Consider the following 12,963-nt stretch of genomic DNA (forward strand, 5'->3'; position numbering starts at 1 on the left):
ATGGCATCTACCCAACTGTCGGACATCTTCGTTGCCGACTACTACGGCACTCTGGAGCCGGTGAACTCTCCAGAGAAGACCGCCGTCTACGAGTCGGGCATCATCACCCGCTCGGCCACCCTGGACAACATCGCGAAGAACGGCCAAGGCACTTCCGAGATCAGCTACTGGCAGGATCTCGATGCCGACGAGGCGCCGAACATCTCCAACGACGACCCTGACGACCTGGGTGCCGTCGGCAAGGCCGAGCAGGGCAGCATGCGCGCTCGGACCCTGTACCTCAACAAAGGCTACGGCGTCTCCGACCTGACTGCTGAGCTGGCCAACTCAGAGCCGATGCAGCACATCCGCAACCGCTTCGGCACCTACTGGACCCGCCAGTGGCAGCGTTACCTGATGGGGGCTGGGCGGGGCATCATCGCCGCCAACATCGCCCAGAACGGCGGTGACATGGTCAAGGACTCGGGCGCCTCGATCAGCGCCAATGCCTTCCAGGACGCAGCGTTCACCGCAGGCGACGCCGCCGACATGTTTGCCGCGATCGGCGTGCATTCGGTGGTCATGAACCAGATGGTCAAGCAGGACATGATCGAATACCTGCGCGACTCGCAGGGCAAGATCATCCTGGCTACCTACCTGGGTAAGCCAGTCTTCATGGACGACGCCCTGACCTACGCGCCGGGCCAGTACCTGTCGCTGTTCTTCGGCCAGGGTGCCTTCGGCTACGGCGAGGGCGACCCGCACATGCCGGTCGAGATGCAGCGCAAGCCAGATGGCGGCAACGGCGGTGGTGCCGAAGTCCTGTGGGAGCGTAAGACCTACATCCTGCAGCCGGCCGGCTTCAGCTGGCAGGGTAGCGAGAACCGCAACCTGAGCCCGACCGCCGCCCAGTATGCCGCAGCAGCGAACTGGAAGCGCGTCTTCGACCGCAAGCAGGTTCCGTTCGCCGCGGTCATCAGTGGCACCGCCACCCCTTGACCCCATGATGCGGGGCGCCGTCCTGGCGCCCTGCGCAGGAGATCAGCATGAAAGTCATCTACTCCAACACGCCGGGCAGCGAGCGCGGCACCTGCTATCGCCGCCTGGACCAGTTCTTCGGCGTGATCGACGGCGCTACCTCGGTGGCCGTGCAGGGCGATGCCCCTCACATCACTGAGGCCTACCAGCGCCAAGGCATCAGCGTCAGCGAGATCGAGGAAGGCCTGCGCCTGGACGGACCGACCATCGCTCAGTGGCTTGAGCAGGGCTATAAGGCTTCGGCCTACCCGCCGAACGGCTATGCCCCGGTCAGCAGCCAGGCTGAGATCGACAAAGCGATCGAGGGCGAGGACGGCGGCGACGACGAGACCGACCCGCGCAAGATGAAGGTCCCGCAGTTGAAGGCCTGGCTGACGGCCCAGGGCATCGCCTTCGATCCCGCCCTCAACAAGCCCGATCTGCAGGCCCTGATCCCGTCGAAGGAATAAGCCATGACCGACTTCATCACCGTCGCTGATGTTGACCAGAAGCTCGGTCCGGACTGGGCGGGTACCGGTGATGCAGGCCTTGCCGTGACCATGGCCAACGCCTGGCTAACGGCCAAGATCAAGCGCCCGGTGCCAGATCCGGTGCCGGATGCAATCGTGACTGCCGGCGCGCAGGTGGCCAAGCTAGCTGCGGCCGGCCAGCTCTACAAGGACACCCAGCGCGAGGTGCAGAGCAAGACGGTTTCGGCACAGGCTGGCACGTCTACCAGCAAGACCTATGTCGCTGGCTCCATGGACCGCTCAACCGGAGAGAACTTTGCCCTGGACCTAATCGCCCCCTGGATCCGTCGGTCTGGCACCGTGATGCTCAAGAGGATCTGACCCATGGGCATGCGCGAAGAACTCCAGGCCGAACTGGCGGAAGCGTTCGACGATCCAGAAGGCCTTGCCGACGCAGTAAAGCCGGTAGCGGGTACTCGCACCATCAAGGGCGGGTATGACCCAGCCATCGGCGGCACAGTTCCAGCCTCAACGCTCCACTACACCGGCCGCGGTGTGTTCGGCAGCTACCTGGCCAAGGAGATCGACGGCTCGCGCATCCAAACCGAGGACGTGAAGCTGTTGGTGCTGCAGAACGAATTGTTCGAGGGGCAGGCTGGCGCCGTCACCGATGCCCCTGCAGCGCCCAAGATCGGCGACCAGGTGAGCGGATATCGGGCTCTGAACGTGTCCGAAGATCCTGCTCAAGCCACCTGGACAGTCCAATTGAGGAAGTAACCATGCCACGCGGCTCACACATGACCCAGCGTTACGGCGGGAAACAGGGTGGATTCGCCGGGGCTATCCGGGCATTCGCCGAGCAGGCCGAGCAAGCGCTTGACGCTACCTTCCGCGAGGTCGTGATCGAGATCGGCAGCAGCGTCATCCGCATGTCGCCCGTGGGAAATCCGGAAATTTGGGCGGCCAACGTCGCTCAACGCACCAAGGCCAACAGAGCCGCCGATGACTACGACTTCAAGGCCACGGTCCGCAACACTCTGATCAACCTGAATCAGGACAATTTCACCGAGGCTGGCAAGCTGCGCAAGGGCGTGAAGTATGCCAAGCCCCTGACAAAGACCGAGCGCGAGCAGAACTTCGCCACCAATGGCCTTGTGGCTGGCCGGGGCTACGTTGGCGGCCGCTTCCGGGGCAACTGGCAGTTCTCCATCGATTCACCGGCTACCGAAGAACTCGACCGCATTGATCCATCTGGCAGCCAGGCGATTGCCGACCTGATTGCCCAGGTGCAGGCGCTAACCATCGGGCAAACCGCCTACATCGTGAACAACTTGCCCTATGCCGTTCCTTTGGAATATGGCCACTCAACTCAGGCACCGCATGGCATGGTCCGGGTGACCCTGGCCAAATTCCAAGCGATCGTCGATCAAGCCATCAGGAACAACCAGATATGAGCCAGGCACTCGCCCGACAGGCCATCGAGATCAAGCTGATGGCCTGGGCCACGGCGCGCCCGATCCGGGTCGCGAACTTCGAGCAAGGATTCGAGGCCGGGGCTGACGAAACGTATCTGCAGGCGTTCCAATTGCCGGCGGGAACCACGTGCCGCTACTTGGGCGGCGATGCCTACGAGTACTCCGGCGTTTACCAAGTGAGCATCGTCTGCCCGGCTGGCCAGCCACTGGCTACCGCCGAGAGCCTGGTCGATGAGCTTTCGAGCCTCTTCCGCGTGGACTCGGAACTCAGCCGCAACGGCTTCGAGGGCCTGGTCACCGAACCGGTTGGCCAGGGCCCAGCCATCACCGAGTCGGCGACCTACACGGTCCCGGCCAGCTTCACCTACCGCGGCGTAGCTGACTCATCAGTTCTCTCCCGCGCAAGGGAGTAGCAAGGAGCCAAGCGATTTCCAGGATTTTGGGTCTCAAGCTCGCCTGCAAAAGCGCGCCTTAGTAGAACATTACGTGTTTTCTATTTCCGATATCTAAGGCAACATGCCGCTGAGCTCGGCACCGTACAATAAGGCCGTCTCTTTAAAACTAAAAATCCACTGGGTCGAACCAGTTAAGCGAATAAGGACCTTTAGATGTTGGTAAGGATGTTTTTGCTCTTGAGTTTTATGGTGCTTGGTGCTTGCGCGAGCAGTTTAAATTTAATTCAGCGTGCGGACGAAACTAAGCCTCTCGATCCTAATAAGGCTGTAATTGTCGGCTTTGTTTCCGAAGCTTTCCTCACGCAGCCCCATGGGCTTAAAGTTATGCTGAAATATCAAGACCCCAATAAAGATGCGGTGGATACCCGTATATCTCTTGATACGCTAGGGCGGAAAAATGAAGTCACTGGCGACGACATACTAAAGAGTAATGTGCTGGGAAATAGCTTTGTATACGAAGTGCCTGCAGGCACATATGAGTTGACGCACTGGTACTACACCTATTATGACGGTCTGAGTGTGAAGCAAAACAAGAAACTTGAGTTCACCGTAAAGCCTGGTGAGGTAGCATATATTGGCAGTTTTCACGCTAACTCGCTATTTATGTGTCTATACGGAAAAGATGATTACTCAAACGCGATTGCGGTTGTTAAGAAAGCGCACCCGTTCTTGGCGAATGCGGTCATTTCCAATCGCTCACAAACAATGACGTTCCCAGGCTGGCCTAATGTAAACGCTGAGGACGTCCTGCAAAAAGGATTGTGCAACATCCAGTAGCCCGATGCCTTCCGGGGTGATACCACTGCAAGACCCTATTTATCCATCAAGCCCGCCGCGTGCGGGCTTTTTCGTTTCTACCCAAGAGGAAAACACCATGGCCGCACGCTTCCCGCTGCCGAACGGCGCAGTGCTGGAGATTGCACGCGTCATCGGCTCTGCCGTCCCATTCACGGCGCTGACCAATGCGAAACCGCCCGTGGCGACTTCAGCCGATCACACCATCCAGAACGGCGATGTTCTCTTGGTCAGCTCCGGTTGGGCGCTGATCAATGACCGTGCAGTAAAGGCATCCAATGTCGCTGCCGACGCATTTTCTCTGGGAGGCCTGGATACCAGCAATGTAGAGCGCTTCACCGCCGGCGCTGGCGTAGGCTCTGTGCTTCCTGTCTCGGACTGGGTGCAGATATCCAAGGTCACCTCGTTCACCTCCTCGGGCGGCGAGCAACAGTATGCGACCGTGGGGTACCTGGAAGACGACGATGACAAGCAGTTCCCCACCAACCGGAACCCCACCAACCTGTCCATCGTGGTCGAGGACCAGCCGACTGCCGCATATGTTGAGGCGGTTGAAGGCTACGACGCCTCGAAGGAGTTGGCAGTGATCCGCATGAAGCTCCGCAACGGCGATCAGATCCTGTACCCGGGCTACGTCAGCATCACTCCCGACCCAACCATGGAGCGGAACAACGTGATGACCCGAACCATCAGTGTCGGCCTGTCGGCTCGCTCGCTTCGCTACCTGGCCGGCGCGTAAGGAACTCTCATGGCGAAGATCAAGATCGCGCAAAACCCCACTTTCGCTGCCGTGGTGCAGGTTCCGCGCATTGGCGCCGAGCCGGCGCCCGTTGAGTTCCAGTTCCGCTACATGGACCGCGTGGCCCTGTCCGCGATGTTCGATCGCTGGAACAAGGCGCGCGACGCCTGGGCGGAGAAGGCCCAGAAGGACGGGGCGACGTGGGAGGAGGTCACCACTGGTGAAATCGCCCTGCAAGCCGAACAGCTGGGCGAGATCGTCACTGGCTGGGACCTGGAGGACGAGTTCAGCGCCGAGGCCATCACCGATCTGGTGCGCACCTGCACCGGCGCGCCGAAGGCGGTCGTCGATGCCTTCCAGGCCGCCTACAGCCCGGCCCGCTTGGGAAACTGAGAGCGGCGGCCCGGGCTTGCTATGAGCGCGGCCCTTCCGCCGAGCAACTGGCGGCGCTGGGGCTGACCCTAAATGACATCGAGGAGGAGGTGGTAGAGGTCTGGCCAGATGTATGGCCAGCCTTCCGCCTGCTCGATGCCCTGGGAACTCAGTGGAGGGTTGGCCCCGGCGGCCCCTCCGGCCTGGATTACACCGCCATCCCCTCAACAGCCTCGATGCTTGGTATCAAGCGCCGCGACCTCACCGACATTTTTCCCGATCTCCGTGTCATGGAGGTTGAGGCCTTGGCCGTCATGGCCGAATCGATGGAGTAGATCATGACCACCATTGCCTCTCTCGGTCTTCAGATCGACTCCGGGGATGCCGTTGAGGCCAAGGACAATCTCGACCAGCTGACCGACGCCGGGAAGCGCAGCGAGGAGTCGGCCGGGCGAACCGGGCGTGCCTGGGAGACCGCCCTGGGAAGCCTGCAGGGTGATACTCGGCAGATTGTGCAGGAACTGCAGGCGCTCAACGCCAAGCAGACAGAATTGGCGCAGCAGATGGCCACCGTGGGGCGCGCCGTTACCAGCGCTTCTACGGCGTTCAGCAGTGCCGCGGCGAACATGGGGGCGTTTCGGGCCGAGGCCGCGCAGGCGGGCAAGGTGCAGGAGGCGCTCACCAGTGCCACGGATGCTGGCGCCCAGGCTGGCCGGCGCGCTGCCGAGTCCGCCGACGAGCAGCAGGCCAGGATCTTGGCCGTGGCCAAGGCCTCGCTGGAGGCTAGCCAGTACGTACAGTCGCTGAACCGGGCGACCGAGCAGAGCGCCGAGGTCACCGCCCAGGCGAATGCCGTGCTGTCGGCGAGTGCTAGCCGCCAGGCAGCCATCAACAGTCGGGCTCAGGCGCTGATCGCTACCGAGGAGCGCCAGGCGGAGGCGGCGAAGAAGGCTGCCGGCGCGCATCGGGAGGAAGGGCAGGCCCTTGAGGAGCTGCTGGGCAAGATCGACCCGACCATCGCGGCCATGAGTCGGCTGGACCAGATGGAGCAGAAGCTGAAGGGCTTCCGCACGAGCGGCGCGCTCGATGCGGAGACTTTCGGCGAGTACCAGACGAAGATCGACCAGGCGCGCACTGCACTGGGCGGCGCCGATACTGCGCTGAACAAAACTGGCATGTCGGCCAAGGCCACGGCTGCGGCACTACGCGGCGTGCCGGCGCAGTTCACCGACATCGTGGTGTCCCTGCAAGGCGGACAGGCGCCGCTCACCGTGTTGTTGCAGCAGGGCGGGCAGCTCAAGGACATGTTCGGCGGCGTCGGTCCGGCCGTTAAGGCCCTCGGTGGCTATGTCATGGGTCTGGTGAACCCGTTCACTGTCGCGGCTGCTGCGATGGCCACCCTCGGTTACGCCTACTACTCGGGCAGTGAGGAGGCGGTCGGCTTCCAAAAGGAGCTGATCAAAACTGGCAACGCCGCCGGAACGACGGCAGACCAGATGTCGGGAATGGCGCGGCAGGTGGCTGCGACCGTCGGCACTACTGGCGCCGCGGCGGAGGTGCTCACCCAGCTGGCCGGTAGCGGGAAGATCGCCTCTGACAGCTTCGTCCAGATCACCGAGGCGGCCCTGGAATGGCGCTCAGCGACTGGCAAGGCGGTCGAGGAGACCGTGGCCGAGTTCGTGAAGATCGGCAAGGATCCGGTGGCTGCAGCCAAGGATCTGAACGAGCAGTACAACTTCCTCACCGCTGCGACCTACTCGCAGATGGTTGCCTTGAAGGAGCAGGGCGACACCATCGGGGCCGCCAAGCTGCTCACCGACACCTACGTCGATACCATCAAAAACCGCAGCAAGGAGGTCACCGAGAACCTGTCGATCTGGGAGCGCGGTTGGAAAGCCCTGCGGGGCGAGGTTGCTGCCACCGTAGATTCGATCAAAAACATTGGCCGCGACCAGGACATCGCGAGTCGTATCGTCGAGACGCAGCAGCGCCTGGCGGCGGCGCAGAGTGCGGTGAACGGTGATCCTGACGACACCGCAGCGCAGAAAAAGCTGACCGACGCCAACCTTGAGCTCAAAGCTCTCATCCAGCAGCGAGACACGCAGCAAGCCATTGCGAGGGCTCAAGAGCTGGATGCCCAGCGGCAGCAGGCGGCCATTATGGCAATCGGCAAGATCGACGCGCTTGAGAAGTCCGCCAGGACCAACGCCGAGAAGCGCGCCGATGCGCTGAAGGAGTACAACAAGTCTCTGGACGCGATTCGCAAGGTCAATCCGAACGATGAGCGCCTCACGCCCGAGAACATCAACCGGGTACAGGCCGATATCGCCAAGCAGTTCAAGGATCCTGCCGGGCGCACCGCGCCTGTTGACCTCTCTGGTTTCAATGACCAAAAGAACGCTTTGAACGCCGTCCTCGCTGAGTACAAGAACTATCAGAAGGAACTGGACGCGGCGCAGAAGGCTGGGCTTGTCTCGCAGGAGTCCTATGCCTCGCAGCGCGCCGCGATCATCGAGCAACAGAAGGCCGAGGTCACGAACGCCTACGAGGCAGAGATCAAGGCGCTGGAGGAGGCAAAAGGGCGGAGCAGTACCAGCGCCCAGCAGCGAGTCCAACTCGACCAGAAGATCGCCGATGCCCGCGCATCCATGGTGAAAGCTCAGAAGGACGCCGACACCGAGCTTGCCGTGCTGGCGACCAACGAGCAGGGCCGACTGGCCAAGCAGGCAAGGGCAGTGCAGACCTACACCGATGCCCTCGATCAGCAGGTTCTGGCGCTGAGGTTGCAGGGGCAGCGCTCCGCTGACGGTCTTGGGCTTGGCGACCGCCAGCGTGGCTTGCAGGACCAGCAGAACGCAATCACTGACCGTATGAACCAGCAGCGTCTGGATCTGGCAAACCAGTACGGCGACGGCTCCCGAGGCATGAGCCTCGATGAGTACAACCAGAAGCTGGCAGCCTTGAGCAAGACCGAGAAGGATCTGCAGGAAACCACCATCGCCAACTACGACCAGATGACCGTCGCCCAGGGTGACTGGCGCAAGGGGGCAGCGTCGGCCTTCCAGAACTACCTGGAACAGGCCCGGGATGTCGCCGGGCAGACAAGGTCATTGTTCACCAACGCCTTCAGTTCGATGGAGGACGCGGCCGTGAACTTTGCCATTACCGGCAAGTTGTCTTTCGCCGACTTCACGAAGTCAGTCGTGGCTGACATGGCTCGTATCGCCGCGCGACGGGCAGCTTCGGGGCTTCTCGGAGGCTTGGTCAACTTGGGAGTGTCTGCAGCCTCTGCCTACTTTGGCGGTGGAAGTGGTAACGGAATGGCTGCAGGTTCGCCGGGCGCCGTGTCGTCAAACCTCGGCGCGTCGCAAGCGGGATATTCCAGTGCCTATTTCCCTCAGGCTCTTGGTGGCGCCTGGTCGAAGGGCGTGCAAATGTTCGCCGATGGCGGCGCATTCACCAATTCAATTGTGAGCACCCCAACGGCTTTCGGCATGGCCGGCGGAAGGCTTGGGGTGATGGGTGAGGCGGGGGACGAAGCCGTTATGCCTTTGACACGAACTGCGGGCGGACAGCTTGGCGTTAGGGCTATTGGCGGTACCGGAACCTCGATCAGCCTCTCGGCGCCAGTGAGTCTAGTCATGGAAGATCGAAGCGGGGAGGGAATGCAGCTCGATCCAACATTGCTCCAGCAGAACATGCAGAAGCAAGTTCAGCTCGCAGCCGAAAAGGCCGTTGCCGATTCGTGGCGGCCCGGCGGGGTTAGCTATCGAAACACCACGGGGAGGCGCTGATGGCAATAGAAACTTTCACCTGGACTACTCAGCGCGGAGAAACGCCTGAAATCACGTATCGGGTTCGCGAGTCTAAATTTGGCAGCGGGTACCGACAGACCGTAGGCGACGGCCCAAATAACAAGGAGGACAGCTACCCAGTCACTGTGATCGCCACCAAGGCTCAGACCCTCAAGATCATGGAATTCTTCGACCGGCACGGCGGCGCCAAGGCCTTTCTTTGGACCACTCCGCTCGGCGAACTGGGGCTGTTCACCTGCAAGGATCCGAAACCTGCCCCTGTTGGAGGGGGGCGGTTCAAGGTTTCGGCGACTCTCGAGAGGGTCTTTCACCCATGAGTTTGATTTCACAGATCCAGAAGCTTGAGCCAGGCTCCGAGGTGCTGCTGTTCGAACTGGACGGCTCTGACTTCGGCGCTGATGTGCTGCGCTTTCATGGCCACGCCATTCCGCACACTGCGCAGGAACTCGCAGCCGCTGGCGCCGACGCCGACCATCTGCCGGCGAAATCGATCTGGTGGCAGGGTGAGGAGTACGGCGCCTGGCCGCTGCAGGTTGAGGGCATTGAGGCAAACTCGGACGGTACCGCTGTACGCCCGACGATATCGGTCGGCAACGTCAACGGCAGAATCACCGCGCTGTGCTTCGCCTTCGCCGACCTGCTCGAGTTCAAGCTGACCATCCGGAATACGCTCGGTCAGTTTCTGGACGCGGCGAACTTCCCGGCCGGCAACCCCGGGGCAGACCCAACCCAGGAGAGCATCGAGGTCTGGTACATCGACCAGAAAGTGTCGGAGAACGGCCAGATGGTTTCTTGGGAACTGGCCAGCCCAGGTGACGTTGGCGGGGAGACCATCGGGCGGCAGATGAGCACACTGTGCCACTGGGCCATGACCAACGGGTACCGGGGGCCGAACTGTGGCTACACCGGTCCGTACCGCGACAAAGACGGCAACCTGACCGACAACCCTGAGCTGGACGAATGCGACGGCTGCCTGGGTACCGGGTGCGTCCCACGCTTCGGCGTGGGCAACCCTCTGCCCTTTGGCGGCTTTCCCGCCGTCTCCCTGATCGTTCGGAGCTGAGCATGCGCAAACACATCCTTGCTGCCGTGCAAGCGCACGCCGCGGCGGAATACCCGCGCGAGTGTTGTGGGCTGCTGCTGGCGGTTGGCCGCAAGCAGGTTTACTTCCCATGCCAAAACGTGGCCACCGAGCCGACCGAGGAATTTCGGATCGCGGCCGAGCAGTACGCCGAGGCAGAAGACCAGGGCCAGGTGATCGGCATCGTGCACTCGCACCCTGACGCCACCAGCAGGCCGTCCCCGCGTGACCTGGCCATGTGCGAAGCCACAGGGCTGCCCTGGCACATTCTGTCGTGGCCGGAGGGCGACCTGCGGACCATCACACCGACCGGCGAGACCGCGCTGCTGGGTCGTCCATTCGTGCACGGCGCCTGGGACTGCTGGCAGGTCTGCGCGGACTGGTACCAGCGCGAGTGGGGGTTGGATTTCCCGGCCTACGCCCGAGAGGATGGTTGGTGGGAGCAAGCAGACAACCCGAGCCTGTACGAGCAACTCTACGAGCAGGCTGGGTTCTACCAGGTTGACCGGCCACAACGTGGCGACATGATCGTCATGGCCGTGGGGCGCACCGTGCACCCGAACCATGCCGGGATCTATCTGGGCTCAGACCCAGGCCTGCCGAGCGAGCAGGCTGAGGTGTTCGGCCCAGGCCCATTCCTGCTGCACCACCTGTACGGCAGGCCATCAGAAATCATCGTGTTCGGCGGGCCTTGGCTCGACCGGACGCGCCTTGTATTGCGTCATCGAGATGCGAAGTGAAGCGGCCAGGCCGCAGGAGAAGAGCATGCAGCAGAACTATTTGTTGACGATCAGCGATCTGTTCTTGACGAGAAAAGGCGTGCGGTGCGGAGCATGCTCTGAGGTGGCCATCCTTGATGATGGCGTCGAAGTTGATCGTGTGGTTTTCTCTGGTAAAACCACGCACTTCCGGCGCTGCTACAAAGGCAAGCCGGGGCTCAGTGCAGTGATTGCCTCTGGCCCTGGCAGCATCGAGATGAAACCCGGGTTACTCGGGATGACCACCGACAAAGTCGTCGGTGCCTACCCTGTGTGAGCCGAAGGCCACCACGTAACCCTCACCTGCGGATTCCGCCTGAAGTCGAGCGTCTTCCTTGGTTTCAAAAACGCCTTTTAGATCCCACGGCGCCATGCGATACACACCCCACCCCAACACCGAGCCAGAGTTATCTGGATCTTTCTTGAGTCTCGCTATCACATCATTGTTCACAGTGCTGCTCCTCGTTTGGGGGAGGCACAACGCTACTACGCATGGATCCAATCCAGTTACTGGCTTTCCGTACACGCTGGATGCCTGCACAGGATGCACGTATCCACCGCCTGGCATTAGACTCAGCGCCTTTTCTGCAAGCCCTCAAAGGATTGATCCATGACCTCATCCACGACAGTAGATTGCCCTCACTGCATGAACTCTGTGCCCTGGGGCGCCAGTGTATGCAGGGGGTGTCAAGCTGAGATCCGCTACGGCACACCTCGGGGTGTTGTAATTTTCTTCACGATCATCAGCGTCATAGCTGGCTGGTGGGCTGCGAAAGGCGTTCATGCATTGATCACAACCAACTCGACAGTGCTCTGGATAGTATTCGGAGCAGCCTTTCTTACTTGTGGGTATTGGGCTCGCAAATTTTGCATGCGACTTTATCGTGGAAAGACGCGTTTTAATCGAATTTACAAGACGTGATCGATGGGGGCTGTCGACACCTAGAATCCGCGCAGGGTGTATGGGCGGACAGTCACGCTGATGATGCGCATTGAACGCACCATTGTGTTTGAAGCTATTGATGGTAGATTGCCATCTTCGAAAAAGCCGAGACTCATATTATGTCGAAGTATGATGAAGATTACGAATCCTCCGATTGGGAGGTTGCGTTCAGTAATGCTGTCCAGGAGTATCTGAATGGTGCCGGTTGTTCTGGTCTGAGCGAGGATGAGGTCGATCCTGATCTGATGGCCGAGGCCGAAGCGCACGCTTTGGAAGTCGTTGGGCCAAACCCTGACGAAGAGGAGTGAGATCGAAAGCCCAGTCCCGCGCTGGGCTTTTTGCGTCTGGCGCGCACCGTCGCCTAGCCGTGGTAGATTGCGAGGCTGCCACTTAGCCGGGGGATAGCCTATGACCTACAACGTGATGATCAGCATGGACGACTGCGTGGTCCTATGCGCAGACCGCGGTACATTTTCGGTTTATGAAGACGGTCGATCGGAGCTGTCCGAGCAACGCGTCAAGAAAATCACCGAAACGCCGCATGGATTCATCACGGCTTCGGGCTGGGCTGACCTGATACAGCCAGTGAAGGAACGATTTGCGGGCGAAGCGCCGGCAGATGTAAAGGCCATGCTCTCGATAATTCAGGAAGAACAAGACCTGTTCAGCGAGCGAAGCCCTGAGCTGGCTCGATCATGGATTCCCCGGTCCAGCTGGAGGATGTCTATTCCTATGAGCAGAGGGGTGGTTGCGGCTTTCTATGCTCATGAAAACCAGGGGTTTTCTGGCCTCGAGCCAGGCCGGACCATCTTTACCTTTCCGCCAGAGACGCCGAGCGATGATCGAGCTCACGTAGAAAGCTTGTTTCCCCAAGGACGGTACGCGATACCGTCTAGCGAAACAGTTTCCGATGCTGTTAACCAGGTGCTGGCAAGCGTCACCTATCTAAGAGGACGCGGAATTCTCATCTCACAGGAGGCTGACGTTGCGATCCACTGGGGCGGCTCGCGGAGACTGCTGGAACTGATGGCCCAGGATTAAGTTAGGCCTGAGACAAAAAGCCC

Annotated in this window: 17 protein-coding genes; all 17 read left to right on the forward strand. The window is 60.9% G+C overall.

Annotation, left to right across the window (positions count from 1 at the left end):
* The 17 genes from ACNFHO_RS12735 to ACNFHO_RS12815 all read left to right on the forward strand — a co-directional run bounded on the left by ACNFHO_RS12735 (position 1) and on the right by ACNFHO_RS12815 (position 12,940).
* Entirely contained in the window at positions 1-978 is a 978-nt protein-coding gene (locus ACNFHO_RS12735) for a major capsid protein (protein ID WP_416766566.1), read from the forward strand.
* Positions 979-1,025: 47 nt separating this feature from the next.
* A complete protein-coding gene (locus ACNFHO_RS12740) occupies positions 1,026-1,466 on the forward strand; it encodes a HeH/LEM domain-containing protein (RefSeq protein WP_416766567.1) in 441 nt (146 codons plus the stop codon).
* A gap of 3 nt (positions 1,467-1,469) precedes the next feature.
* The gene (locus ACNFHO_RS12745; protein ID WP_416766568.1) at positions 1,470-1,847 is read left to right on the forward strand and encodes a hypothetical protein; all 378 of its coding nucleotides are present in this window, start codon (positions 1,470-1,472) and stop codon (positions 1,845-1,847) included.
* A gap of 3 nt (positions 1,848-1,850) precedes the next feature.
* Positions 1,851-2,243: a hypothetical protein gene (locus ACNFHO_RS12750; protein ID WP_416766569.1), complete on the forward strand. Its 393-nt coding sequence runs from the start codon at positions 1,851-1,853 to the stop codon at positions 2,241-2,243.
* Between the two features lie 2 nt (positions 2,244-2,245).
* The gene (locus ACNFHO_RS12755) at positions 2,246-2,920 is read left to right on the forward strand and encodes a hypothetical protein (protein ID WP_416766570.1); all 675 of its coding nucleotides are present in this window, start codon (positions 2,246-2,248) and stop codon (positions 2,918-2,920) included.
* Positions 2,917-3,354 (forward strand): phage tail terminator-like protein, encoded by a 438-nt coding sequence (locus ACNFHO_RS12760; RefSeq protein WP_112898615.1) that lies wholly within the window; start codon positions 2,917-2,919, stop codon positions 3,352-3,354. The genes ACNFHO_RS12755 and ACNFHO_RS12760 overlap by 4 nt, the downstream gene beginning before the upstream one ends.
* Positions 3,355-3,549: 195 nt before the next feature.
* Positions 3,550-4,173: a hypothetical protein gene (locus ACNFHO_RS12765; RefSeq protein WP_416766571.1), complete on the forward strand. Its 624-nt coding sequence runs from the start codon at positions 3,550-3,552 to the stop codon at positions 4,171-4,173.
* A gap of 97 nt (positions 4,174-4,270) precedes the next feature.
* Positions 4,271-4,930 carry a phage tail protein gene (locus ACNFHO_RS12770; protein WP_112898613.1) on the forward strand — a complete coding sequence of 220 codons (660 nt, stop codon included), beginning with the start codon at positions 4,271-4,273 and terminating at the stop codon, positions 4,928-4,930.
* Positions 4,931-4,939: 9 nt separating this feature from the next.
* Positions 4,940-5,323: a phage tail assembly chaperone gene (locus tag ACNFHO_RS12775; RefSeq protein ID WP_112898612.1), complete on the forward strand. Its 384-nt coding sequence runs from the start codon at positions 4,940-4,942 to the stop codon at positions 5,321-5,323.
* A gap of 62 nt (positions 5,324-5,385) precedes the next feature.
* Positions 5,386-5,637: a DUF1799 domain-containing protein gene (locus ACNFHO_RS12780; protein ID WP_416766691.1), complete on the forward strand. Its 252-nt coding sequence runs from the start codon at positions 5,386-5,388 to the stop codon at positions 5,635-5,637.
* Positions 5,638-5,640: 3 nt separating this feature from the next.
* Positions 5,641-9,096 (forward strand): phage tail tape measure protein, encoded by a 3,456-nt coding sequence (locus ACNFHO_RS12785; protein ID WP_416766572.1) that lies wholly within the window; start codon positions 5,641-5,643, stop codon positions 9,094-9,096.
* The gene (locus ACNFHO_RS12790; RefSeq protein ID WP_416766574.1) at positions 9,096-9,434 is read left to right on the forward strand and encodes a phage tail protein; all 339 of its coding nucleotides are present in this window, start codon (positions 9,096-9,098) and stop codon (positions 9,432-9,434) included. Before ACNFHO_RS12785 ends, ACNFHO_RS12790 begins: the two co-directional genes overlap by 1 nt.
* Complete coding sequence (locus ACNFHO_RS12795; protein ID WP_416766575.1) at positions 9,431-10,180, forward strand: phage minor tail protein L; 750 nt, start codon at positions 9,431-9,433, stop codon at positions 10,178-10,180. Before ACNFHO_RS12790 ends, ACNFHO_RS12795 begins: the two co-directional genes overlap by 4 nt.
* Before the next feature lie 2 nt (positions 10,181-10,182).
* Entirely contained in the window at positions 10,183-10,938 is a 756-nt protein-coding gene (locus ACNFHO_RS12800) for a C40 family peptidase (RefSeq protein ID WP_416766576.1), read from the forward strand.
* A 25-nt stretch (positions 10,939-10,963) separates the two neighbouring features.
* A complete protein-coding gene (locus ACNFHO_RS12805) occupies positions 10,964-11,233 on the forward strand; it encodes a hypothetical protein (protein ID WP_416766577.1) in 270 nt (89 codons plus the stop codon).
* A gap of 785 nt (positions 11,234-12,018) precedes the next feature.
* The gene (locus ACNFHO_RS12810; RefSeq protein ID WP_416766578.1) at positions 12,019-12,207 is read left to right on the forward strand and encodes a hypothetical protein; all 189 of its coding nucleotides are present in this window, start codon (positions 12,019-12,021) and stop codon (positions 12,205-12,207) included.
* A 100-nt stretch (positions 12,208-12,307) separates the two neighbouring features.
* Positions 12,308-12,940: a hypothetical protein gene (locus ACNFHO_RS12815; protein ID WP_416766580.1), complete on the forward strand. Its 633-nt coding sequence runs from the start codon at positions 12,308-12,310 to the stop codon at positions 12,938-12,940.
* The last annotated feature ends 23 nt before the right edge of the window (positions 12,941-12,963 follow it).

This window comes from Pseudomonas sp. NY15374 (genome assembly GCF_048068255.1).
GTDB lineage: Bacteria > Pseudomonadota > Gammaproteobacteria > Pseudomonadales > Pseudomonadaceae > Aquipseudomonas > Aquipseudomonas machongensis.

Coding starts and splice junctions, on each gene's coding strand:
- ACNFHO_RS12735 (WP_416766566.1), top strand. CDS start 1: ATGGCATCTACCCAACTGTCGGACATCTTCGTTGCCGACTACTACGGC.
- ACNFHO_RS12740 (WP_416766567.1), top strand. CDS start 1,026: ATGAAAGTCATCTACTCCAACACGCCGGGCAGCGAGCGCGGCACCTGC.
- ACNFHO_RS12745 (WP_416766568.1), top strand. CDS start 1,470: ATGACCGACTTCATCACCGTCGCTGATGTTGACCAGAAGCTCGGTCCG.
- ACNFHO_RS12750 (WP_416766569.1), top strand. CDS start 1,851: ATGGGCATGCGCGAAGAACTCCAGGCCGAACTGGCGGAAGCGTTCGAC.
- ACNFHO_RS12755 (WP_416766570.1), top strand. CDS start 2,246: ATGCCACGCGGCTCACACATGACCCAGCGTTACGGCGGGAAACAGGGT.
- ACNFHO_RS12760 (WP_112898615.1), top strand. CDS start 2,917: ATGAGCCAGGCACTCGCCCGACAGGCCATCGAGATCAAGCTGATGGCC.
- ACNFHO_RS12765 (WP_416766571.1), top strand. CDS start 3,550: ATGTTGGTAAGGATGTTTTTGCTCTTGAGTTTTATGGTGCTTGGTGCT.
- ACNFHO_RS12770 (WP_112898613.1), top strand. CDS start 4,271: ATGGCCGCACGCTTCCCGCTGCCGAACGGCGCAGTGCTGGAGATTGCA.
- ACNFHO_RS12775 (WP_112898612.1), top strand. CDS start 4,940: ATGGCGAAGATCAAGATCGCGCAAAACCCCACTTTCGCTGCCGTGGTG.
- ACNFHO_RS12785 (WP_416766572.1), top strand. CDS start 5,641: ATGACCACCATTGCCTCTCTCGGTCTTCAGATCGACTCCGGGGATGCC.
- ACNFHO_RS12790 (WP_416766574.1), top strand. CDS start 9,096: ATGGCAATAGAAACTTTCACCTGGACTACTCAGCGCGGAGAAACGCCT.
- ACNFHO_RS12795 (WP_416766575.1), top strand. CDS start 9,431: ATGAGTTTGATTTCACAGATCCAGAAGCTTGAGCCAGGCTCCGAGGTG.
- ACNFHO_RS12800 (WP_416766576.1), top strand. CDS start 10,183: ATGCGCAAACACATCCTTGCTGCCGTGCAAGCGCACGCCGCGGCGGAA.
- ACNFHO_RS12805 (WP_416766577.1), top strand. CDS start 10,964: ATGCAGCAGAACTATTTGTTGACGATCAGCGATCTGTTCTTGACGAGA.
- ACNFHO_RS12810 (WP_416766578.1), top strand. CDS start 12,019: ATGTCGAAGTATGATGAAGATTACGAATCCTCCGATTGGGAGGTTGCG.
- ACNFHO_RS12815 (WP_416766580.1), top strand. CDS start 12,308: ATGACCTACAACGTGATGATCAGCATGGACGACTGCGTGGTCCTATGC.